This is a genomic window from Alloscardovia criceti DSM 17774, assembly GCF_000376885.1.
Taxonomy (GTDB): domain Bacteria; phylum Actinomycetota; class Actinomycetes; order Actinomycetales; family Bifidobacteriaceae; genus Alloscardovia; species Alloscardovia criceti.
Map to the genome: position 1 here is coordinate 431,761 of NZ_AQXR01000011.1, position 24,664 is coordinate 456,424.

Here is a 24,664-nt window from a genome sequence, read left to right on the forward strand (position 1 = left end):
TTAAGCCTCCTCTTCAATACTTAAAGATTCAATATCTGGTCCCTGACCGCCTTGAGATTCCACAATCTCGCGGTAGGTTTCGCAGGTTTCCATCAATTCGTCATGCGTGCCTTGACCCACGATGGAACCGTTGTCCATTACCAAAATCTTGTCCGCGTGACGAATGGATGACGCGCGCTGCGCCACGAGCAGCTGGGTTGCATTGTGCGTGATCGGCTCTAACGCCTCGCGTAGCTTGCGATCCGTGGCCATATCCAAAGCCGAGAACGAATCATCGAAGGAGTAGATATATGGGCGACGCACAATCGAACGGGCAATGCACAAGCGCTGCTTTTGACCGCCAGAAAAGTTCGTGCCGCCTTGAGCTACGTGCGCATCCAGGCCCTCTGGAATTACACGGACGAAATCTTCAGCCTGAGCAATGCGCAAGGCTTCCCACAGCTGCTCGTCGGTGGCATTCGGATTTCCGTACAACAGGTTTGAGCGAATTGTACCCGCGAAGAGCACGGACTTTTGTGGCACTGGACCGAAGAGTTGTGCCAACTGGTGAGGGTCGTATTCCTTCACGTTGTGGCCGTCGACCAGCACCTCACCGTTGGTAACGTCAAACATGCGAGACGCCAAGCGGATAACCGTGGATTTACCGGAACCGGTGGAACCAATCAGAGCCGTGGTCTGGCCTGGTTCAGCGGTGAAGGAAATATTGTTGAGCACCGGATCTTCAGCGCCAGGATACGAGAAGGATACATTTTTGAATTCCAGCAATCCCTGTGGATTTTGTGGGGCGTAAGGCTGTGCAGGTGCGGTAATGGAGCTTTCTGCCTCCAAAACCTCGTTAATACGGCGGGCTGAAACGGCTGCACGTGGCAGGAGCACAGACATCATAGCGGACATCATCAGACCCATCAAAATAATCATCAGGTACTGGATAAATGCCTGCAGGGAGCCAATTTCCATTTCCCCGGACTCAATGCGATGTCCGCCGAACCACATCAGCCCTACATTGGACACATTGACGATGAAGAACATGGTTGGGACCATAATGCCCATCCAGCGACCGATGGACAGCACCATCGAATACATTTTCTGGTTGCCGTCATCGAAGCGTGCGCGCTCCGTGTTTTCGCGGGTGAATGCGCGGATTACGCGGACACCGCTAATTTGCTCGCGAACCAGCTTATTGATGAGGTCGAGCTGTTTTTGCAGTTTGCCGAACAATGGGCCGAGATGTCCCATAATGCCCAAAGCTACGATGAGGATAATTGGGATGATGATGACGATAGACCAGGTCAATGGGCCGTCTTGCTGAATAGCCATAATGATGCCGCCAATGAACATGATTGGCGCTTGCAAAATAATCAGCATGGACTGCATGGTAGCCATCTGAACTTGCTGCACATCGTTCGTGGCGCGTGTAATCAACGAGCTAGTCGAGAAGGTCTCAATCTCCTGAAGCGACAGGCCTTCAACGGTGGCGAAGTAATCTTTGCGCACGTCGTAGCCCATACGCATGGCCAGGCGAGTGGAGAAGTACACGGCGATAATGTTGGCAACAATCTGGACGAGGGCAACGCCCATCATAATCCAGCCGATGCTCCATACCTTATCCATATCGCCAGCGGTGACGCCGTCATTGATGATATCGGCTTGAAGATTTGGGAGGTACAGGTTCAGCACCGTTTGGGCAATCTGAATCAGCACCAAAAGCGACATTTGAATCCAATGCCGGGAGAGGTATTTCCTCCACAGTTTGAGCATTCGTCTGCCTTTCTCTAGTGTTTTGGTTGTTCTAGTTAAGTTTTTAGGGGGGGGTGAGCTGAGGCTGGTGAGGTTGATGAGGTTGGTCATGCGGGGTTTATCAGCTTTTGGGCATTTTTGCCCATCCGATTTTTCACGCTTGAAGAGGGTTCCCTTGAAGCTTTTCTTTTCCGCTTAATTCCACGTCTTTTAGACGGTCTTAATCATCTTGAAATTGGACGTAATTCTTCGATGGGCATTTTTGCCCAAAAGCTAAACCGGCAGAAAACACCATCCTATTACCTACCGATACCGCCGTACTCACTACTCTCTTGAGCTACCTGAGTTAGTCTCTCCTGTGGTCGAGCACTCATCTGTAGTGTCGGATCCACGGGCTCCATGTGGCATCCCCAACGGAGCCGCCATATTTGTATGCCATTTTGCAAAAGCACTGCGATGGAACTCGAGGAAGCTCTCAGGATCGTCAGGATTGAAATTCGAATGAGCAAGCATAAACTCTCGCGCTCGATTAAACGAAGCACTCATCCGATCCAAACCAATGAGTTCGTCATCTGACAACACATTGTGAATGTGCGTTCTGAACCCCTCTTGTGATGAATTATCAATCAGTTTTTCGATATAGGAGTTGAATTTATCTATGTCCTCATCGCTGAAACCTGCGAAAAGTTCGTCCATTAACGAATCTGCAGCGGCTTGACGACTTTTGAGCAATTCCTGCCCTTTTTGTGTGATCTGCACAAACGTCACTCGAGAATCCTCTTGTGATTTTTCTCGTACCACCGTTCCTGCCTGCTCCAGCTTATTGATAATCTGTGTCACGCTCGATGGCTTAATATCAAGTGCTTCGGAAATTTTCCCCGCCGTCATCTGACCTTCGTCGTTGAGCATAGCCAAGGTTTTCATGAGATTGCCAGTGGTTCTGCTAAATTTTGCGGCGAACACAACATAAAGCTGGTGTATTAATCGCATTAGGTTAGCGAAAAGCTTTTTAATCTGCATACCGTCCTTAGTTATTTAGTTTTATGTTTAATAAGCGAAGTAAATACTAAGTCGATATTTTTAGTTTGTCAATTACTGAACTAAATAATTAGCTGAGAGTGTCGTCACATTTGTTGAACGCTTCTGGAGGAACCTATAAATGCCAGTAATTGTGCGGCGTGCGAATTTTGTATCGTCGTTGCGGCATCCGGAGCAGCCTCCCATTATGCCCTGAGAAAAATGTTTCGATGTTTTCTTTTACTGCAAGAACTGCGGATCTACTGGGTGATGGTCAATTTTGCCCAAAACGGAGATACAGAACAAATGAGGGAGTTGAGAAACACTTCATTCTTCTTGTGCGCGCTATCCTCTTTTGGGCAAAAACGACCATTCAAAGGATATATAAGGAAACTGAATGATCGCACTGGCATCACATACATCTTTTGGGCAATAATGCCCATGTGTTATTTCGCGAATGCCGCCCAACGCCCATGATTGTGTTCTACATGAACTTGCATATGGAACAAATTGCCCAAAAGCTGATCCGTTAAACCCTTTTCCACAGCTCCAGTAAAAATGATGCTCCCGGGATTAGGGTTGATGATTTTTGCGCCATCAGCCGGTACTTCTTCAGATTCGGCAATTTCTTCATTAATCTCAGCACTGCGTTCATCGGACAAACGACCCAAAATGGCAATTTTATCGAAACCTTCCGGTATTTCCTCGAGGCGATGCGTCACCAGAATGACGGTCCTATCCTTATCCTTTTGCGCCAATTCGTGTAATGCGTTGACTACCAGCTCGCGGCCACCCAAATCCAACCCAGTTGTCGGCTCATCCAAAATGAGCAATTCCGGATCAGTCATCAACGCACGGCAAATACCCACACGCGTCCGCTCTCCTTCAGAAAGCTTGTACATTTGCTTGCCAGCAAGGTATTCGACCCCATATCTACGCATGAGCATGCGTGCGTATTCGTAGTGCTCGGTGCTGTAATTGTCACGATTGTTGCCCATTCGTGATTCTACCGCCGAAACGATAGCATCTAGCGGATCTTCAGTCGGCTGAAATTGACGATTGAGCGCGTTTGAAGCGAGTCCAATACGCTTTCGATAGCTGAAAACATTAACTTTTCCTAGACGATTCCCGAGTATTTCTACGCTTCCCTGCGTTGGGAAGAGTCGGGTAGCCATCATGGAGATTAGAGTGGATTTGCCGATGCCATTCGGCCCAAACACTATCCATTTCTCGCCTTCGCCCACAAACCAATTGACGTCAGCGAGGATTGTCCTGCGCTGACGTCGGAAAAGAACATCGTTAAATTCCACAGCATTACCCATGGAATTTATTGTATGTGTATTTAGATAGCCGTGCCGTATTGGTCCAAATGTGGGTTTTCATCGGATGGTCGGGCAATAATGAAAAGATTCAGCACACCGACGCCAAAAGCAATCGCAATTCCCATGATAACCCATGTGTTTGGTGTCCAGAAAAGCAAGGAGAGGAAGGCTCCAGCTGCTGCTACGATGAGAATCCAATTCAATACGCGCACCCACCAGCTCAGTGTATGAGCACGAGGCTTGCGATAGCTTCCTTGCTGAGCCTGGCGAATGTCATCCATACGATCCTGACGCGCAAGCTCCTCATAATAATTCGTTGGTTCCATGCGCGCTAGGACCGCAAGCACGATCAAAGCGATAGCGAAAACAGCGGCTGGAATTGCATAGCTGAATGCCGGGGCATGTAAGACTGCGAGCACAATTTCGGCGATAATTGCAAGGCCCGCAATAATCCACGAGGCCAAGCTGACCCACCAACGAGGGGAACGAGCAAATGCTGGGTGCTTAGCTTGAGCACGAGCTTCTTTTTCTTGCTCTTCTTCTTGACGAGCAAGTTCTTTCAACGCACGCTCACGCAGTCGACGCTCTTTTTTCGCTGCTTTTACGTCTGCGCTAGCTGCACTTAATTTAGGATCGGCAGAAGGAATTTCTTCGAAAGATTCATCTTCGGCTTGGAGTGTAGAGCTTGATGGCTTCCATTCACCGCGTGACTTATTGTTTAATCGCACAGAACGCTCTTGCAGCGATGTCTCATCGAGAAGTCCCGAACGAGACCGGGTCATGCCTTGCTGCGGTTCCGCCTGTCCGCGACGTTGACGTTTTGCCTGAGCACGACGCTCTGCTCTATTAGCCATATTCACTCCTTTATGCATCAGCTGTCTTCCGAGATCTGAAGATGGTACTGATATAACCTGCACCTAGTATAGCCATGAAACCTTGACTTATGGGTGGTTTACTGAGATTTATTTTGATTTTGGGCAGTTTTGCCCGTGGGCTACTCGATATTCAGAATTTTAAGGTATATAGATGGGTATTTTTGCCCAAAAGATTAGGAACCAAAGAAAGTAGTCACAGGTGTGCGCCCTGTTCGCTTCCAGCACGCCTCTACTTCCCCACTGCAGCAAGCACCTGCGCAATCATTGAATCATTGAGAAGCCGACCTCTACGCGTAGCAACGATATTGCCGTTTTCTATAGTCGCTAGCCCTTCGCGCACAAATTCGGCAAGAGTGACTTCAGGAATAGTTTGTCCCGCAGTCCTCTCGAAAGACGAAATATTGAGCCCCTCACGCATGCGTAGCCCAAGGATTGCAAGCTCTTCAAGGTTCATGGTGTCGTCAAGCTGTTCACTCCCAGACCAAGGAATGGTTTTCTTTTGCACACTTTGGCCCCAAATCTTTGGGTGATGCATGTCCCAAGACCGGATACGTGGGCGGTTGTAATGCGAATGTGCACCTGGTCCTACTCCGGCCCAATCGACGTTGCGCCAATATCCTAGGTTATGCTCCGATTCGTAACCAGGGCGTGACCAATTGGACACCTCATACCAGCGTAAACCTGCATTTTCAAACATTTCATCAGCAATTTCGTATTTTGCAGCCTCATCATCGTCATCGGTTTGGGCAAGTTTTCCCGCTGCAATCATCCGCCCCATTTTCGTTGTTGGCTCAAGAGACAAGGCATACGCGGAAATATGCTTAACGTCCAAATCCAGCGCTGCTTGCACGGACTGACGCCAGTCGTCGAGGCTTTCTCCTGGCGTGCCATAGATCAAATCAACGCTTGAACGTAAATTCAGTTTTTGGGCATTTTTGACATTTAACATGACGTTCTTCTGATCATGAGTACGGTCCAAAGTGCGCAAAACATGCGGAACAGCCGATTGCATTCCAAATGAAATTCGATTGAAACCCCCGTCACGAAGAGTTGACAGATAATCGTAATCCACCGTGTCTGGATTAGCTTCCGTGGTAATTTCGGCATTTTCCTCAATTCCCCAGGTATTCCGAATATGAAGAACGATTTTCACCAAATCCTCTGGCGCAAGGATTGTTGGCGTTCCACCACCAAAGAAAATTGTATGAGCCGGCGGTTCGATAATGCCATGCTCTTCTTGCCAAATTTTGACAAGGCTGAGCTCATCAATAACCATGTCGGCGTAGCTGGACCTGCTAACGCCTCCACCTAAGTTGGTAGCCGTGTAGGTGTTGAAATCACAGTACCCACAACGTTTTAGGCAAAAAGGGACATGGACGTATATCTCGAAAGGTGTTTGCTGGTTCATAGCTACTCCATAGGTGGCATTTTTGCCCAAAAGCTTTAATTGGCCTTTTGAGCAGCGCGAATTTTATCCTTAGTATCCCTATCGGTCGGTTCATCGGTTGAAAGCGCCGCGATAAATGCCTCTTGCGGAACCTCCACATGCCCCAGCATCTTCATACGCTTCTTACCAGCCTTCTGCTTTTCGAGCAGCTTGCGCTTACGCGTGATATCGCCGCCGTAGCACTTCGCCAAAACATCCTTACGCAAAGCACGAATCGTTTCGCGCGCGATGATGCGTGAACCAATTGCTGCCTGAATAGGGATCTCAAATTGCTGACGGGGAATCAATTCACGCAACTTTTTAGTCATCATGACACCGTAAGAATATGCCTTATCACGATGGACAATTGCGCTAAAAGCATCTACTGTTTCACCTTGAATCAAAATGTCGACCTTCACCAGATCAGCCGTCTGCTCGCCTGACTCGTGATAATCCAAGCTGGCGTAACCCTTTGTACGGCTTTTGAGCTGGTCGAAGAAGTCAAAAACGATCTCCGCAAGCGGCATGGTGTAATGCATTTCCACACGTTCTGGAGAAATGTATTCCATAGTCCCCATGTTTCCACGATGGTCCTGGCACAATTCCATGACAGAGCCGATGAATTCCTTTGGGCAAATAATGTCAGCAGACACCATAGGTTCCACGACCGAACGAACCTTTCCCTCTGGGAATTCGCTAGGATTCGTTACGTGATGCACGCTTCGGTCTTCCATCGTCACATCGTAAGTTACGGATGGCGCAGTCGAAATCAAATCGAGCCCAAACTCGCGGCGCAAACGTTCCGAGACAATCTCCATATGAAGAAGGCCCAAGAATCCACAACGGAAGCCAAATCCCAACGCCACCGAAGTCTCCGGTTCATAAACCAATGCAGCATCGTTAAGTTTGAGCTTATCTAACGCATCCCTCAAATCAGGGAATTGTGCGTTATCAATAGGAAACAGGCCAGCGTAAACCATCGGCTGAGGATCTCGATAACCATCTAAAGGCTCATCTGCAGGGTCAGCTTCCGCCGTAATCGTATCGCCGACCTTGGATTGACTTACGTCCTTCACGCCGGTAATGATGTATCCAACCTCGCCGGCACCCAATGCCTTCGTAGGTTGCATTTCTGGGCTGATTACGCCCAATTCAATGGGATCATGAACCGTGCCCAAACCCATCATGCGGATTTTTTGACGGCTTTTTAGCTCACCATCAACCATACGAATATAGGTAACGATACCACGGTATGAATCGTAAACGGAATCAAAAATAAGTGCTCGAGCCTTGCCATTACTTTGGCCTTGAGGTGCTGGAATTTCTTGAACGATACGATTGAGCAATTCGTCCACTCCTGCACCCGTCTTGCCTGAAACGCGTAACACTTCGCTAGGGTCAATGCCCAGAAGACCTGCAATCTCTTCAGCATGTTTGTCAGGATCAGCACTTGGTAAGTCAATTTTGTTGAGGACAGGAATAATTGCCAAATCGTGATCAATGGCCATATAAAGGTTTGACAAGGTTTGGGCTTCAATGCCTTGCGTAGCATCAACGAGGAGTACTGCGCCCTCGCATGCAGCCAGGGATCGCGAAACTTCATAAGAGAAATCAACGTGACCTGGTGTGTCAATCATGCCCAAAGTGTATTCCGTGCCGTCTACTGTCCATGGAACTCGCACAGCCTGAGACTTAATTGTAATTCCGCGCTCTTGCTCAATATCCATGCGATCCAAGAACCGGTCACGCATCTCACGCTGCTCGACAATGCCGCTGAGCTGCAAAATTCGATCGGCAACGGTAGACTTACCATGGTCAATGTGGGCAATAATGCAAAAATTACGAATCAATGATTGATCGGTTGAACCTGGCTGATTTTGAGCCATTGCATGAGGCATTATTAACTTCCTTGATGTAACATTCCTTAACTGCACCCAATTCTACATGATTCATGGTATGATTGTGACCTGTATGCCGTGTAACAAACGTTTGGAGAAATAAAAGTGGCAAATATTAAGTCGCAGAAGAAGCGCATTCTCACCAATGAGAAGGCTCATAAGCGTAATGTAGCTTTCAAGAGCCAACTGAAGAACACAATTCGTACTACTCGCGAAGCAATTGCTGCAGGCGACAAGGCAGCAGCTGTTGAGGCATTTGCTGCAGCTTCCCAGAAGCTCGACAAGGCAGCTGGTCGTGGCGTAATTCACAAGAATCAGGCAGCTAATCGTAAGTCTGCTTTGGCTCTTGCAATCAACGCAATGTAAGCTGATCTGCAAAGCATAAGCCTTTTAGCTTAGAAACCGCGCATCTTGTCCTTGTGACATGTGCGCGGTTTTGTGTTTCTAGAGCGTTTCTAGAGCTTGCGGATGGTGAGGCGGGCTGCAAATTGTTGTGATCGGTTGAGCGTCGTGCAGCTTTTGGGCTGAAATGGCCGCATTGCTGTCGATTTGGTCAGTTGTTTACACAATTCACGGGCAAAATTGCCCAAAAGCTGCGTACGATTGTTTAGAATAGTCGGGGCTGTAACGCAAACAGCGCTCATACCAAAGGTTTGAGCAAAAAGTACCGCATTCAAGACGATATCAAGTGATGCATTCTAAATTGATGGGCATTTTTGCTCAAAAGCATAAGCGAAAACTCTCAAAAAAAAAGACACCTACCTATATTGCCCTTGTAACCGCTCCGAATAACACCCTCAAATACCCACACGTAATAACTTATGCAAAATTCGATGTCCAAGCTGTGGTAAAAGTAGCCTTGCACGTTTAGACTGCTCAGATCTTCGTACTTTTGGAACTCCCGCAATTCCGAGCTTGGACAGCATCGCTTTGCCTCTGTTGTAAAAAGATTCGCTGGATTGGAATCTGATTATTACAGCGCCCAATAGAAGTAAGGCGTTCTCACGATCATGCTGACGTAATAAAACATCTACTCCATCTGAGGCATTTTGAGACTTAAGCATGGTTGGGTCACAATATTTACCTCTTCCATCCAGTTCTGCGATAATCAATGGCATTCCACTTGATTTATCTTGTTGATTCCATACAAAGTCGGTACGAAGAACGTGTGAAGTTTGGAATGTCGAAGAGTTTTTTGGATGAAGATGGGCGAACGGATTTCGAAATTCAACTTGCAACTTGGGTACCACAAAACCAGCAGAAATCATTCGCGCGCGAGCCAATGATTCTGCGAAGTTCTCTGATTTAGGATCGATAAATTTACATCTATATCTGACCAAACTCACTCTCCAGTGATTTCTGCGTTTTGAACAAAAGCCCAAAATTTCTTCATAACTTATAGAAAAAAGACGTGATAAAACATCGCAGATAGGCAACGCATAGTCGAATGGAAGCATCCGCAAACAGTCAAAAATTGTTTGCATTGGAGAAGTCACCAAAATTCCATTGCAAATTCCCACTACCTCATTAATAGGTTTGTAGGTCGTAGCCAAACTCTGTGGATCCTCACTAATGCTCATGTCGATTTTTCCTCGTGAAACAAGTTCATGAGATTCGGCAGGCCTCGAATTTGCGATGTAATGAAAGTAAGACGGTGTATTTTTTCTTGCATGTGTGGTTGTGTGGAGGTCCGTAGCAAAGTGAATTTTTTCGTAGAGACGACGATACGGAACCAAAACGCCAAAAACAGCGGCGGCTGAGATACACATGAGTGGCCAATTTGGGTGGGCAATTGCAAGCGCATAGATAATGGACAGGCCTCGGGTGGATTTGCTCATCGCATTCCAGCGGTCTGAGCGCACAAAGTAGCCTTTCAATGGTTCAAAGACTTCTCCCCTTGTCTTTTGACGAGCAAGCCGACGTTTGAGGTTTCGGTCGCTTGGATGAGATATTGCAATCTGCGTTTTGTTGGAATCATACATATCAACATTTTGATTCCAACAGAGTTTAGAAGTCGATCTGAGCTGAGATTGTTTACGAATGTGGATAGTTCTCATGGAGAAACGAACTGCTGAAAAGTTGGAAGAATCTAGCTTTTGAGCAGGAATACCCATGACGAGGGATATAGGAGTCAAGAAGCCAGTCTTTGATGGCCAATTTTGCTCAAAATCTACTTAACTCCCCTGCACGCCAAATTTCCCTACTTGTCAACCCGCAGGAAGATGATGACAGCATGTGGATATTTTTAGCACTTTTGTCATCTCTCTTTGCGGCACTAACATCTATCTTCGCCAAAATCGGTATAACCGGTGTTGATTCTACGCTTGCAACAGCGTTGCGCACCATAGTGGTCCTTGCAATGGCTTGGGGAATGGTATTCATCACCGGTTCGCATACAGACATTTCTACAATCTCACGAAAAAGCTGGATTTTCCTCATCTTATCTGGCTTGGCAACCGGTGCATCATGGCTTTGTTACTTTGCAGCTTTGCAAATGGGTCAAACTACAGGTGTCGTTGCCATCGATAAATTGAGCGTAATCATCACGATAATTCTTGCAGTCATTTTCTTACATGAAGAATTTACGATTAAAACAGCCATAGGTTCCATTCTTATTGGGGCTGGAACTTTGCTTATGGTTTTGTAGACTGCTGAGCAGTATCTAATGTTCTGATTCGCTTATCAAGGTCATAGAAATATAAGAGCACGGCCATGATAACAACCATCGCAATCGGTATCCAAACGAATGTATTAACCATTGCTGAAAGTGTGAACGCACTTTGGGTATTTTGTGCACTATTGTAACCGCTTACGCTAAGAATCCACGCAATTGCTGCCGATGAAACTCCCATCGCAATTTTCATTGAGAAGCTTGACGAGCTAAAAACAATACCGTCTGAACGAATCCCATTTTGCAAATGCCCAAATTCCACGACATCTCCACTCATTGCGTTGAGAGAGGCGTTCATCGGTATGATTCCTATCATTCTTACAATTATGGAGAAGAAAAATACCCATAAATTGTTTGGATTCACAAAAACTATGAGGCTTCCGATGGCCACTAACAGTAAGCCTAAAAGGGAAGAATTGCGCTTCCCAAATCTTTCAACAAGACTTCCCGCGAAAGGGAGGCCTATTACCATGGGAATAACTGTGGCTAAGCCAATCACTGCAGTTAGATTTGAGTCGCCGAGCACATATTTGGCGATATATGCCGCCATTCCATTGGCAACTCCGTTATAAATCCACAAGGCAAAATTCAAGCCAAGCGTCAACCACCAATATTTATTGTGCATAAGAGCTTTGAAATGACGAGAAATGGGAATTTTGGCTGAAAAATGATGAGTGACCATCTTTTCCGTGTTAACTTCGTGCGTATTACGAAAAGTAAACCAGTACCCAAACGGAATCAATACGGAAATGGTTCCAAAGAATATACTCCAGCCAGCTGCTGTACCGTCAAAGGAATTGATGACAGGCATTGCCAAAATATATACGAGCATGGCGCCCACATTTGCAATTGTCATGCGATAAATATTGAGCTTCGTTTTTTCATTTGAATCTGGAGTTAAGAGCGACGTCAAAGAAGCATAAGAAACGTTCACTGTGGAATACGTGATATTGACAAGAGTATAAACAGTCCAAGCGTAGACAATACCGAGGGCAGAATTGCCAAATGGATTAAGAAACAGGAATAAAAATGCCACTCCGTAGAGTACGCCACCTACGAGCATCCATGGGCGTGCTTTACCCCATTTTGAGTGAGTTTGATCGACTAGAATTCCGACTGTTAGATCCCAGAACGCTACGATTATCCTCACTATGAGTAGCATGAAGGCGACAATCGAAGGCGAGAACTGGACTACATCGGTGTAAAACATCGTGAGATACGTGGCCATCGCGATATTGCCAATTGACGTCCAGAAATCGCCCATTCCGAAGGCGAATTTGCTGAGAAACGTGAGGCGCGACGTATTTTGGGCATTTTTAGGCATGGTTTTCCTTGTGAAGCTTTGATCTTAATCTGTAATTTGTGAGATGTGCAGCGTTTGGGCAAAAGTGACCATTGGAGGGATAATCGCCTGCTGTTTATCAGTAGCAGGTGGACTATTTTGCCCAAAAGCATGATTGCTTCCACAATCACTCCACCATCTAAGTAGAGCGCTGATATTTCAGACGTGATTGTGCTGTCGAATGATTAGCGAAGCTATCTTTTGGGCAAAAAAGTCAATGAACAATCAAAGAACGACTGTAATTCAATAGCATATCTAGGATTTACTTAACCTTGCGAATTTGCACCGCCATATATTGCCTACCAAGGTCCACCCGTACACAATTTTGGTAAATTCCTGGCATCGTATTCGTCGTCATATTCCACGTATCAATAACATCAACCTGGTAACTCTGTCCTATAGGCAGTGGAATATTTCGATATTTTGGCCTATACCATCCAAAATAGATCAGTTGATAGTCATCACCGCTGCGTAACACAGGTACGTCCCAATATTGAGCAGCCTTTTCAAGAGCAGGAGAAACCGCGACTTTCCCATCCACAGGATGTGCAATAGGCCACGCATTTTTTACGTCCAGTTCAGCATTGAGTGGCGTTGTATCAGCAGGCATTTCTGCAAAAATTGAACGCATAAAGGCGATACGCTCCGGAGATTCTCCATGAAGCTTTCCCCCATGAGCCCACCAAATGTGACCATCGTTTTTACCAACGTCTTCCGTATCATCCTGACTCTGGGCAAAGTTGCCCAAGTCTGAACAAGATTGGATATGAGACTCTTCATCATAGATGAAAGTTTCACCATGTGTCACATATCCCCCACGCATGGCACCTTCCCAGAAGCGGCGAATCAATTCCTGGCCCGTCAAATTACCCCAACCCCAGTAAATGTTGCCTTCATAGCCAGCCTCATCACAAATCACAGGTTTTCCATAAGCCTTGCGCCAGTCCTCAATGCATTCTGTCGTTCTGGTAACGTCTACACGCTGGATTGAGCAATGTGTGCACCAAGGTTCGTTGTAATCATAGATAGGAATGCAATTATGAATTGAGCGTAAATGCCCAAAAGCATCATTTGCCATGATTACCCGGGCGTATTCCCTCCAATCTTCCAAGGATTTCTGTGGCATGAGATCATACTCATTTGCTAAAGACCACCACACGTTTTTGTATGCACTGTACCGGCGAGCCATATACGCCAGATACATTTCATCCTCAGCTTTGGCCATTTTGCTAAAACCCCAGTCAGGCTTATCGTAGGGATGCAACAAAATAATGTCAGCTTGAATTCCTAATGCATCTAATTGAGCAATTCGGACATCTAAATTAGAGAAGAACTCTTCATTAAATCTCGAATGGTCAAATCCGCCCAAACGTGAGCCCGGATATGCGTAAGCCCACGGATCCGCATGATTGAAATCATAGAATTTCGGGAAGATACACATGCGTATTTTATTGAAAGGAGCCTTTGACAAGGTATCTAGCGTCTGCTCCTGTAGCTCTGCAGGGTGGCTGATCCACGCATAACTCGTTGTGCCGAATGGCTGATATGCGGTACCGTCCTCATAAACGAACCGGTATCTGAGCTCTGGACCATATGCCTTCCGAGCATCACCAGTAAGCACATCTGAGGCAGGCAGTACGCGCCCATGATTCCCATCTACTGCAGGCGTTACTTCAATTGACCCCTTTACTCCGTCCATTTGAGGATCAGAACTTTGAGCAAAATAAGTCCACGTCCCTACTTTCGTAGGCATAAAACGCACAGAATAATTCCCCTGATCACGGTAAAAACCTTGAACTATTACTTGTTGTCCAGATTCTTCATGCTTAAATATTGCACTGAGCTTTACCGATATGTAGGGATTTCCTTCTGAAGTTCCGGTTAAATTGAGTTCAAATGGTCGATATTGCTCAATCTTTTGCAATTGCGAGTTCATAATTCTTCCTCATCGAAAACTCATTTCACTCCATGAATGCTGCAACGTTACATAATCGCTTGGAGCAAAGTGTTTCATTACTAAGTAATAACTGCATGACCCGAAACAAATATCATGTATTGTTATTACTAAGTAGTAACTTAAATCAAAGTCAAGAAAACTACAAATCCAACACGCGGGAATTTAGCCGCGGAATTTGTCCCACTGCGGCGTTGGGAAGAGGTACTCCTCGTATTTGAGCCACTCGTCATGATAGTCCACATTGTCCGGATCGGCCAACCATCGGCCTTCTAGCCCATAGAGCGCAGCGTTGGCCAGTTGGTAAACGAGTAGTGCATCTACCCCATCTGGTACAGCCCAATCAAATGCCTGGAAGTTTTTCCACATACCTTTAGTGCGCTCCACAAAATACAGATGCGCCGGATGCTCTGATGACATAGCCTCAGTGTTGAGCATTTGGAAGAGCCTTACCATTTCTGGCTGTTGTACATTTTGCTCAACGACAGCTCTAAGCATGGCTGGAATACATGGCTTTTGGCCATATTTTGCGCCACCCTCGCGAAATTGACTGAGATAGTCTGATTCTGCACCCGACAAGTCATAATATCGCTCAACCACCAGGATAAGTAAATTATGCTTACTCTTAACCCTATGAATCACTGCAGTCTGAGTAATGCCTATCTCGCTTGCAATATCTTGTAGAGAGAAACCGTGGTATCCTTTAAGCCCAATAAGACGTACTGCTATATCGATGATTTGATTTAAACGAGCTTCTGCGTTCATCCGTTTAACAGTTGCGCGTTTTTGCGGTATTTTTTCAGACATTAAAGCTGTGATTGCTGCCTTGTCCAGTACATCCAATTGCTCACTCTTCTTCCGATGCACAGCCACGTCTTCTCCCTCTTGCGAATGAAATTACCGAGTTATAAGTATGTCATACACAAGTATACAAAAGCCTGAATTTCCAACCAACACACCGAAAGTTGCATCACCTTGACAGTTAAGTTACTAAGAACTAATTTATGTAGTTATCTAGTGGTAACAAATAACTAGAACCGGAACAACGAAGTTTTATTCATCGATGCACCAAGGAAGGTGTTTTATATGGCTAGTCAATTAATAACTGCCGAAGAGCTGGCACCGGATACAGGCAAACAAGTAACTAAAATAACTTTAGGCAGATTTGGCGCTGGTTTTATCTTCTTCAATATTGTGTTCATGATGTCTGGAACTATTGGTTCCACTGTACTATTACCCGCTCGATTTAATACGCTCGGAATCGGGCAAGGCGAAACCATTCTAGGAACGATGAATTCCATCGGTATTATCTTTGCCTTGATTTCGAATGTGATTTTTGGTTCCTTATCGGATGCATCCCACAGCAGATTTGGCAAAAGAACCCCTTGGATTATCGTAGGTGGACCAATTGCAGGGGTTGGCTTTTATCTCACCTCAATTTCTCCTACTCTTGTCACAATCGTGGCGTCATGGTCCTTACTACAAATTGGGCTAAATTGCATGATTGCACCCTGCGTTGCAATCTTGTCGGATCGTGTTCCACAAAAGTATCGTGGATCAATGTCTGCATTTTATGGAGCTGGACAGATTGTTGGACAATCCATGGGCACTATCATTGGTTCGGCTTTCATTAATAGCCCTCGGACAGGTTTCCTCATTGGTACAATTTGCTGGTTTCTGTGCGGAATTGGCACCGTTCTCTTGCTACCAAAAGAGCTTCCAAATGTTTCAGAAAGTTCATCCAAATTCAGTCTTAAGCAGACTTTTGTGCAATTTAGACCGCCAATGAAGGGCGCTCGAGATTTTTATCTTGCTCTTGTTGGGCGTTTGTTGCTTATTTTCGGCTACAACATGATTGTGGGCTATCAGCTATATGTGTGCATGAAGTATATTGGGCAAGATGATTCCACAGCAGCCGCCACCGTGTCGACGATGGCAGTCATTACGATGATTGTTTCGTTGATTGTATCGTTAACGTCTGGACCAATTTCTGACAAAATTGGTAAACGAAAGATGCCTGTTTTCGTATCTTCAGCAATTATCGCAATTGGAATTGCCGTGCCATGGATTCTCAAGTCTGCGATGTCCATGTTTATCTATGCAGCACTAATGGGAATTGGTTATGGAATCTATATGGCCGTGGACCAGGCGTTGAACGTGGACGTTTTGCCAAATCCTGACGAAGCTGGAAAGGATCTAGGTATCCTGAATCTTGCAAATACTTTGGGCCAAGTCATTGCACCGATCGCCGTGTCTTCTATTGTTGTGATAACCGGCGGATATTTCTTGGTATTTCCTGTTGCAATCGTAGCTGTTATGGTTGGCGCTGTTGTCATTCTGTTTATCAAGAAGGTGAATTAAACCATTCAGCGGTCCCATTTGGAGTTTCTGACTGAGTGGTGCTTGGTGGCTGGTACATCTGTAGCCTTTGGGCATATTACCCCATGAATGGTGAGATGCATTGATCACCGATAACCAAACGGGGTTTTCCCTCCTACATGTGACTTTATCCGTCTCCAGATAAATGTCGTACGTAGGAGGGAAAACCCCTTCATTTACGTTTGGTAGCGTTCACCTGTGTTTAATTTGAGTTGTTGTTTTGTTGGGACAGCGTAGGTTTCAAGCTTTTGGGCAAAAATGACCACTCTCAGTCGCACTTTGCCACTACTTAGTCCCAGAGATGGGCTTTTCTGCCCAAAAGCTTCTCCCGCAAGTCAAGCAAACCGCTCGCCCAGAACCAGAACACCAGCCCAGCCGAAGCCAGCCAAGCCAAGCACTCAAAATCACACGCTAGTCGGTGATCTTCCACATCCAATTGTGCTTATCTTCAACCTCGCCCCACTGGATGCCCATGAGGTGCTCACGCAAGTGAGCGGTGTACTCGCCCACTGCTTGGCCATTGACCTCAACGTCGAACTTTTCAGACTTGAAGCGGCCGATTGGTGTAACAATAGCAGCAGTTCCGCAAGCGAAGACTTCGGTAATTTCACCAGACTTGATGTCCTCAAGCAAATCGTCCAGCTTAATCATCTTTTCGACCACATCGTGACCTTCATCCTGTGCAATTTGGATGATGGAGCGACGGGTAACACCCGGAAGAATATTACCGTTCAAGCTTGGAGTTTCAAGGTGTCCATCCTTGTGCACGGTGAACATGTTCATTCCGCCCAATTCTTCCAGATAGGTCTTCGTCGCAGCATCCACGAAGCACACCTGCTCGCAGCCGTTATCGATGCCGCGGTATTCGCCGATTAAGGAAGCAGAATAATTTCCACCACACTTTGCAAAGCCTGTGCCGCCAGGACCGGTGCGGAAATAAGTATCCTCAACCCAAATGCTTACCGGCTTCACACCTTGTGGGAAATAAGGTCCAGAAGGCGAAGCAATGACGCAGTACTCCACTTCCTTCGCCTTGCGTACGCCCAAGAAGGATTCGGAAGCAAACATGAATGGGCGCATGTACAAGGTGTAATCGTGGCGGCTTGGCACCCAGTTACGGTCTGCCAAGGCAACGGCAGCTACCGATCCGATGAAATCATCCACGGACAACGTTGGCAAAGCCAGACGTGTTGCCGAATTTTGGAAACGCTCCGCATTGGCATCTGGTCTGAACAGCCACAACGATCCATCCGAATGACGATAGGTCTTGAGTCCTTCGAAGATCTCTTGGGCATAATGGAGCACGGATGCACCGGGATCCATTTTCAGTGGGCCGTAAGGCTCCACGCGTCTATCCGACCAGCCCTCGCCCTCCGTCCAGGTCATATGCGCCATGGAATCGGAAAAAACTTGTCCAAATGCAGGCTTGTCAATCATCTGCTCACGCTTTGCATCAGGAACGCGATGATCGTGAGGCAAGACGGTGAACTTTTCTGCTAAAGAGTTGATATACGTGGAATCATGATGATTTGAATTCGTCATTATTTACTCGATTACTATGAATTATGTCAGTATTCCTGCGCTTGTGACGCCTGATACATACTTTACACAGCTCTTGGGCAAAATCTACCACTTTCCAAATATTGAAAGTTTGCTGAAAACTACGTTATTTCCAGAACTGCTGGGATGGATGGCTATACACCCAAAATCACGACGGGCAAAAATGCCCAAAAGCTCAGACGTCACAATAAAAACCACCCCAGATCCGCTTACCGGGAAGCCGCGCTCTCACACAAAACAAAAGTGGGATTCGCACCGCCGCGCAAATCCCACCTCAGCATGTATGTACGAAAGAACTTACTCCGCTGCTGGAGCCTCAGCTGGAGCAGCCTCTGCATCAGCAGAAGCATCCTCAGCAGGAGCAGCTTCTTCTTCAGGAACCATTACAGAAACTACTGGCTCTTCAAGGTCTTCCATAGCGAGCTCAGTGCCTTCAGGAAGCTCCACATCCTTCACGAGGATCTTTGCGCCGTCCATCAAACCTTCAACAGAAACAACGATACGTTCTGGAAGATTTGCAACATCAGCCTTAATGGACATTTCCTGCATGTCGACGAATGCGACTGCTGCGCCCTTTGGAGTACCTTCAACGAAGACTGGTACTTCGACGACGATCTTTTCGCCGGCTTCAACCTCATAGAAGTCCACGTGCTCTACAGTGCGCTTTACTGGGTTGCGCTGAATATCCTTCACAACTGCCATCTTGGACTCGTTGCCGAACTTGATTTCGAACAAAGCGTTCGTACGACGAAGAGCAAGAGTTGTTTCCTTTGCAGGAAGCTTGATGAAGCTTGGTTCGGTACCACCTGCATAAATGGTTGCAGGAATGAGGTTTGCTACGCGCATACGGCGTGCTGCACCCTTACCAAATTCGTCACGTACTTCACCAGTTAAAGTGATATCTGCCATAATATTCTCCTTAATTCTGGCTTTGGGACACTCGAAAACCAGCAGGAGAAAAAGAATTTCTCTGATGGGCCAAGTCGATTACGGGAATACTCCCCTCGCCAAAGCAACTTTTCGAGTATAGCATACGCATCAGAAAAGGGGAAGAACGCACATAACTCGTTCTTCCCCTCCACTGACAGCGCACAAGGGACTACTCTGCGATAAGTTCCTTTACGGCTGCAATAATTGCCTGAAGCTGCATTTTTGCATCGCCAAACAACATTTGGGTATGAGGATCAAAATAAAGCTCATTTTCGATGCCCGCATAACCACGACCGCGGCCACGCTTAATAACCACCGTGCTCTGCGACTTGTCCACATCCAGAATTGGCATACCTGACACTGCGGTTCCTGGCTTGCGCGCTGCTGGATTGGTGACGTCGTTTGCACCGACGACCAGGGACACCGATGTGGATGGGAATTGTGGATTGATATCATCCAAATCAATAAGCTGCTCGTAAGGCACATTCGCCTCAGCTAGCAACACATTCATATGACCTGGCATACGACCGGCCACCGGATGAATAGCATAGGAGACTTCAATGCCACGCGCCTCCAGTAACTGTCCCAAATCCGCCAGTTCACGCTGAGCCTGCGCCTGAGCTAGACCAAAGCCTGGTACAAAGACGACCTTATCTGCATACACGAGCTGCACAGCCACATCATCGGCCGTAGTTTCACGCATAGAGCCCTGAACGCTATCCCCCGCGCCTGCTGCAGCGCCGGTATCGCCAAATCCGCCCAAAAGCACAGACATCAATGGCCTATTCATCGCCTTTGCCATCAAGATAGACAGCGTTACGCCAGCCGAACCCACGAGAGCACCGGCCACAATAAGCGCCACATTATCGATTGCCAAACCACTCATGGCTACGGCCGTACCCGTGCACGCATTGAGCACAGAAATCACCACCGGCATATCCGCCCCGCCAATTGGCAATACAAACAGCACGCCGTAGACACATGCCAGCAACACCGTCAGGATGCTCCACAGCACGCGTGCCTCAGGCTGCACGCACAGCATAATGAAAGAGGCAAAAGTGGCCACAATCAGCACCACATTGATGATATTCTGCCCCTTCACGGCAATCGGCTTGCCCGGCACCACACCTTGAAGCTTCCCAGCCGCAATCAGCGATCCGGTAAAGGTCACAGCACCGATGATAACGCCCAAACCTGCAGTTATGAGCAACACTACATCCAGCTCAGCCACAGGCGCAGTCAAAATATCGTTCAGTGCAACCAAAGCTGCCGCTCCACCACCCACGGTGTTAAATACGGAAACAAGCTGCGGCATATCGGTCATCTTGACCTTCACCGCCGACCACACACCGGCCACAGCGCCCACGACAATGCCGACGACGAGCACAACAACAGCTGTCCTGCTTTCCACCCCTGTAAAAGCCATGTGGATAAAAGCCATAACAACGGCAATCACCATGCCCACCGCAGAAACGATATTGCCCTTACGCGCAGTTTTCGGTGAATTCATGTAGTGCAAACCCATAACGAAGAGCACTGCGCTGAGCACATACACGAACCATGTAATAATTTCCAAAGTATTCGTTGTCATTCTTACTTGCCGCCCTCTTCAGAGTTATCAGAGTTATCCTTCGCCTGTGATTTCGCCTTATCCTCCTTTTTCGAGGATTTAAACATTTCCAGCATGCGATCGGTGACGACATAGCCACCCACCACATTCATGGTGCCGAGCACTGCAGCGAGGAAAATAAACACATATGCAAGCGGTGAATTGGCGTGAGCAGCCACGATAACCACACCCACGATAATGATGCCGTGAATAGAGTTGGCGCCGGACATCAACGGCGTGTGTAACGTGGCAGGCACTTTACCGATAACTTCCACGCCGATGAGCAAGGCAAGAATAAACAGAGTAATTGCTATGACAAGACTTGGCATTAGTTCTCTCCCTGATTGACAAGATTCGTGCCGTTATGGGTAACCACCATGGCGGCGTCAATTTCATCATTGGTATCCACATTCAAGACCGCGGAAGATGCAGCCTCCTCAGGAGTGCGCAGGAAATGGAGCACCGTGTCGGCAAGATTTCGCGAAATTTGTTCGGAAGCTGTAACCGGAACCTCACTGGCCAGATACGGCATACCTAAAATACGCACACCACGTTCGGTGGTCACCGTTTCATTTGGCTGTGAACCTTCTACATTGCCACCGAAGGAGCTGGAGGCGCAGTCCACAATCACGGCGCCGCGCTTCATGCCGTCCACACCTGCAGCCGTGAGTAGCAAAGGTGGCTTGCGTCCAGGCACCTGAGCGGTGGTAATGATGACATCAAACTCAGCAGCTTTCGCATCCACGGCAGCCTGCTGAGCAGCTCTTTCCTCCTGGGACAGCTCGCGCGCATAACCGCCCTCACCTTGTCCAGCAGAAAAATCCAGTCCCAAATCTAGGAACTTTGCACCCAAAGACTCCACTTCGCTTTGAGCCGCCGGCCTCACATCATAAGCGGTAACGACAGCGCCCAAGCGCTTTGCCGTTCCGATGGCTTGTAAGCCTGCAATGCCTGCACCCAACACGAGCACCTTGGCCGGACGGATGGTGCCGGCAGCCGTGGTCATCATAGGGAAAAAAGACCCATATGCATCAGCAGCCTTCAATACCGCCTTATACCCCGTAACGGAATTCTGCGAGGTCATCTCATCCATGGACTGCGCCGAAGATAATTGACGCGGCAACCTTTCCATCGCCACAGCCGTCAATTGCCCACGAGTTAGCGTACCCACATAATCGTTGTCCGTAAAAGAATTCAGCGCACCGAAGACCCACGTGCCCGGTGTCAACGCCTCCACAACCTCGGCAGAAGGCCTGCCCACAAAACCCAAGGCCTGCGCGCGCGACAACACCTCATCGCGGGTGGTAACCGTTGCGCCCGCTTTGACATAATCATCATCGCTGAAAAATGCATCCTCGCCTGCCTGGCTTTCAATCAGCGTTGCCACGCCACTGCGTTTGAGGCGAGTCACAATATCTGGCGTCAGCGCAGTCCTCTTCTCATTTTCAGACCGTTCTGAAATAACGCCATACGTGAGAATTATCTCTTTCTCCGCCATGAGTCCTCCTTAACTCATGTAGCCATTCACTTTTGTACGTATACCGCTCCCGCAGGCATGAAGCAAACAAAAGTACAGAAATTATCTTTCAACTCCATGACTATGTCAGCGACAAACGCTTACACTCGTAAGTGTAGCGGCGAGACCTTACTAAGCGCCTATTTTCAGGCGAATAATTCCACCACGTGGGACTCTACACTGCGCCCAGATCGTATAATTCGTGCACAATCCCTGAGCAATCCCCACTCACGATGCGTAAGATTCGAGTGTCAAAATTATGCGTGCATTCTTCGCAAATTTGTTCGGCTCATCCATTGCCCGCCGTAAACTATTACTATCTATTCGTTAGAGAGAGGAATCATATGGGCGTTCTTGACTCGGTATCTACAGCATTTAAACGTTCCGTTGAATCTGTGAAAAGTACATTAGACTCTGTTACGTCATCGTCAGAAACTGAGCAGCACGTTACATTTGGAACTCCTACAGCTTTTGATAAGTCCGCATTTAGTGAGCCGCGTATCATGAATTGGTCGACTCCTGAGTTCCCAACAACGACTTTTATTGACCCTGAAACAGGCCTTTTGACCACCACCACCGAGGGTGTGCGCAGTATTCCAGACGATATGAATATGTATCATCTGTACGAAACGCGCGCTCGCGAAATGGGTGATGAGATCCTGTACACCTTTAAGCGCAACGGTGAATGGGTAAATCGCACCGCAAATCAGGTCTTGTCTGATATTCGCAATACGGCTAAGGGTTTGATGAAGCGCGGCATTAAGAAAGGCGACGGCATTGCATTTATGTGTCAGACCTCCTATGAATGGAATGTGTTTGATGCTGCTGCGTTAGCCGTCGGTGCTGTGCTGGCAACGGTGTATGACACGGATTCTGCTGAGCAAATTCGCGCTATCGTCAACAATTCCGATGCAATTCTTTTGGTTACGCAAACCAAGGATATGTACAAGAAGGCAGATGGCGCCATTGAGGCTTGTCCAACGTTGAAGTCGGTCCTGTGCTTCGAAAATGGCGCATTAGAAGGTCTGCAGGCATATGGTCATTCCGTGTCGGACGATGAATTGGACGCGCGTATCGCCACGGTGAAGAAGAACGATTTGTGCTCTATTGTGTACACGTCCGGTTCTACTTCTGCGCCAAAGGGCGTAGAGATGACTCACGCCAATTACTTGTCCTTTGCTTTGAATTTGCGCGCATTTATGCCAGATTTGCTGGAGGACAGCAACAACACGGTGTTGATGTTCCTACCACAGGCTCATAGCTTCGCACGCGCTATCAACTACGGCGTGGTGTACAGTCATATTCATATCTATATCGCCACCGGCATTAGCACACTCCTGCAAGATCTTGCAGTGGCTCGACCAAGCGTGATGATTGGCGTGCCACGTGTATTTGAAAAGGTGTATAACGCCGCTTCGCAGAAGGCTGGTCGCGGCTTCCAAGGTCATATTTTCAACGCTGCCGCAAATGCTGCGCGTGATTATATGAATCAGATTTCTGAAATCGGCCATGCTAGTGCCTTGTCCACTGCACGTCGTGCTGCCTTTGATCCTATGGTGTACTCCTCGTTGCGTCAGGCATTGGGTGGCCGTGCGAAGTGGTTGGTCTGCGGTGGTGCTCCTTTGGACCCACAGCTGCTCTCCTTCTTCCGTGGTGCAGGATTACCGGTGTATGAAGGCTACGGTTTGACGGAAACCACTGCCCCATGCGCATTCACGCCTTTGGGCGTGCCATTCCACGCCGGTTCCGTGGGCATTGCATTCCCTGGTTTCACGATTCGTCTAGCTGAGGATGGCGAAATTCAGGTCAAGGGTGTGGGTTGCTTTAGCAAGTATCACAAGAATGAAGAAGCCACACGCGATAGTTTCACCGAGGATGGTTGGATTGCCACCGGCGATTTGGGCGCATTGACGCCAGAAGGTTTGCTGTACATTACCGGTCGTAAGAAGGATTTGATTATCACCGCTGGTGGTAAGAATGTTTCTCCTTCTCCAATCGAAGCCTCGATTAAGCGTTGTGCCCTCGTTTCGCAGGCTCTGGTCTTGGGTGATAAGCGTCCATTCATTTCTGCTCTGATTACTTTGGATAAGAGCGCCGTTAGCAAATGGGTGGAGCAAGAAGGTCTCGATACGTCTATGACGATGGAAGAGATGGCGAATAATGCCGCTATCCGTTCCGAAATTCAGAAGTATGTGGATTTGGCAAATCAGGGTGTTTCTCGTGCAGAATCTGTGCGTAAGTTCATCATTTTGCCGGAAGACTTTACTCAGGATAATGGATTGCTGACTGCATCCATGAAGGTAATTCGTCCGAAGGTGTTGGCACGCTACCAGAACCTGCTGGATACGCAAATGTATAAGCCGCGCAAGAAATAAGGCGCATTATCTGGGCCATTTAAACGCACAATATAAGAAAATCCGGAAGCATG

18 protein-coding genes and 1 pseudogene are annotated in these 24,664 nt (G+C 47.5%); 4 read left to right on the plus strand and 15 right to left on the minus strand.

All coding sequences use genetic code 11. The annotated features are described in order from the left end of the window. The 6 genes and pseudogenes from D570_RS0107210 to lepA all read right to left on the minus strand — a co-directional run bounded on the left by D570_RS0107210 (position 1) and on the right by lepA (position 8,275). Positions 1-1,713 (minus strand): ABC transporter ATP-binding protein, encoded by a 1,713-nt coding sequence (locus D570_RS0107210; RefSeq protein WP_018143720.1) that lies wholly within the window; start codon positions 1,711-1,713, stop codon positions 1-3. Positions 1,714-2,061: 348 nt separating this feature from the next. Continuing rightward, on the minus strand, positions 2,062-2,757 hold the full coding sequence (locus D570_RS08760) for a MarR family winged helix-turn-helix transcriptional regulator (protein ID WP_018143721.1): 696 nt from the start codon (positions 2,755-2,757) through the stop codon (positions 2,062-2,064). Positions 2,758-3,551: 794 nt separating this feature from the next. Further along, a pseudogene (locus D570_RS09760) lies at positions 3,552-4,076 on the minus strand (ATP-binding cassette domain-containing protein); the annotation flags it as partial. 20 nt (positions 4,077-4,096) lie between these two features. After that, positions 4,097-4,930 (minus strand): hypothetical protein, encoded by an 834-nt coding sequence (locus D570_RS09135; RefSeq protein WP_018143724.1) that lies wholly within the window; start codon positions 4,928-4,930, stop codon positions 4,097-4,099. A gap of 250 nt (positions 4,931-5,180) precedes the next feature. Continuing rightward, complete coding sequence (gene hemW, locus D570_RS0107240) at positions 5,181-6,359, minus strand: radical SAM family heme chaperone HemW (protein WP_033377115.1); 1,179 nt, start codon at positions 6,357-6,359, stop codon at positions 5,181-5,183. A 35-nt stretch (positions 6,360-6,394) separates the two neighbouring features. After that, a complete protein-coding gene (gene lepA, locus D570_RS0107245) occupies positions 6,395-8,275 on the minus strand; it encodes a translation elongation factor 4 (RefSeq protein WP_018143726.1) in 1,881 nt (626 codons plus the stop codon). A 105-nt stretch (positions 8,276-8,380) separates the two neighbouring features. Here lepA and rpsT point away from each other — a divergent pair, with 105 nt between their 5' ends. After that, complete coding sequence (gene rpsT, locus D570_RS0107250; RefSeq protein WP_018143727.1) at positions 8,381-8,641, plus strand: 30S ribosomal protein S20; 261 nt, start codon at positions 8,381-8,383, stop codon at positions 8,639-8,641. A 431-nt stretch (positions 8,642-9,072) separates the two neighbouring features. Here the strand turns inward: rpsT and D570_RS0107255 are convergent, their stop codons facing one another. Beyond that, positions 9,073-10,389: a hypothetical protein gene (locus D570_RS0107255; RefSeq protein ID WP_169331238.1), complete on the minus strand. Its 1,317-nt coding sequence runs from the start codon at positions 10,387-10,389 to the stop codon at positions 9,073-9,075. A 35-nt stretch (positions 10,390-10,424) separates the two neighbouring features. On the opposite strand from D570_RS0107255, the gene D570_RS0107260 reads away from it, so the two are divergent. Next, a complete protein-coding gene (locus D570_RS0107260) occupies positions 10,425-10,922 on the plus strand; it encodes an EamA family transporter (RefSeq protein ID WP_018143729.1) in 498 nt (165 codons plus the stop codon). Here D570_RS0107260 and D570_RS0107265 read toward each other — a convergent pair. The 3 genes from D570_RS0107265 to D570_RS0107275 all read right to left on the minus strand — a co-directional run bounded on the left by D570_RS0107265 (position 10,909) and on the right by D570_RS0107275 (position 15,115). After that, on the minus strand, positions 10,909-12,270 hold the full coding sequence (locus D570_RS0107265) for an MFS transporter (RefSeq protein WP_018143730.1): 1,362 nt from the start codon (positions 12,268-12,270) through the stop codon (positions 10,909-10,911). The genes D570_RS0107260 and D570_RS0107265 overlap by 14 nt on opposite strands. Positions 12,271-12,550: 280 nt before the next feature. Beyond that, positions 12,551-14,224: a DUF5605 domain-containing protein gene (locus D570_RS0107270; protein WP_018143731.1), complete on the minus strand. Its 1,674-nt coding sequence runs from the start codon at positions 14,222-14,224 to the stop codon at positions 12,551-12,553. Positions 14,225-14,407: 183 nt separating this feature from the next. Further along, entirely contained in the window at positions 14,408-15,115 is a 708-nt protein-coding gene (locus D570_RS0107275) for a TetR/AcrR family transcriptional regulator (RefSeq protein WP_026181965.1), read from the minus strand. Positions 15,116-15,328: 213 nt separating this feature from the next. Here D570_RS0107275 and D570_RS0107280 point away from each other — a divergent pair, with 213 nt between their 5' ends. Further along, positions 15,329-16,603, plus strand: a complete 1,275-nt coding sequence (locus D570_RS0107280; RefSeq protein WP_018143733.1) for an MFS transporter — start codon at positions 15,329-15,331, stop codon at positions 16,601-16,603. A gap of 429 nt (positions 16,604-17,032) precedes the next feature. On the opposite strand, the gene D570_RS0107285 is transcribed toward D570_RS0107280, so the two are convergent. The 5 genes from D570_RS0107285 to D570_RS0107305 all read right to left on the minus strand — a co-directional run bounded on the left by D570_RS0107285 (position 17,033) and on the right by D570_RS0107305 (position 22,218). Then, positions 17,033-18,163: a branched-chain amino acid aminotransferase gene (locus D570_RS0107285; RefSeq protein ID WP_018143734.1), complete on the minus strand. Its 1,131-nt coding sequence runs from the start codon at positions 18,161-18,163 to the stop codon at positions 17,033-17,035. A gap of 315 nt (positions 18,164-18,478) precedes the next feature. Next, on the minus strand, positions 18,479-19,090 hold the full coding sequence (locus D570_RS0107290) for a 50S ribosomal protein L25/general stress protein Ctc (protein ID WP_018143735.1): 612 nt from the start codon (positions 19,088-19,090) through the stop codon (positions 18,479-18,481). A gap of 190 nt (positions 19,091-19,280) precedes the next feature. Beyond that, positions 19,281-20,702, minus strand: coding sequence for an NAD(P)(+) transhydrogenase (Re/Si-specific) subunit beta (locus D570_RS0107295; protein ID WP_018143736.1), 1,422 nt, complete (start codon positions 20,700-20,702; stop codon positions 19,281-19,283). A 2-nt stretch (positions 20,703-20,704) separates the two neighbouring features. Beyond that, positions 20,705-21,049 carry an NAD(P) transhydrogenase subunit alpha gene (locus tag D570_RS0107300; protein ID WP_018143737.1) on the minus strand — a complete coding sequence of 115 codons (345 nt, stop codon included), beginning with the start codon at positions 21,047-21,049 and terminating at the stop codon, positions 20,705-20,707. Beyond that, positions 21,049-22,218: an NAD(P) transhydrogenase subunit alpha gene (locus D570_RS0107305; RefSeq protein WP_018143738.1), complete on the minus strand. Its 1,170-nt coding sequence runs from the start codon at positions 22,216-22,218 to the stop codon at positions 21,049-21,051. Before D570_RS0107305 ends, D570_RS0107300 begins: the two co-directional genes overlap by 1 nt. 521 nt (positions 22,219-22,739) lie before the next feature. On the opposite strand from D570_RS0107305, the gene D570_RS0107310 reads away from it, so the two are divergent. Beyond that, positions 22,740-24,611: an AMP-dependent synthetase/ligase gene (locus D570_RS0107310; RefSeq protein ID WP_245531871.1), complete on the plus strand. Its 1,872-nt coding sequence runs from the start codon at positions 22,740-22,742 to the stop codon at positions 24,609-24,611. The last annotated feature ends 53 nt before the right edge of the window (positions 24,612-24,664 follow it).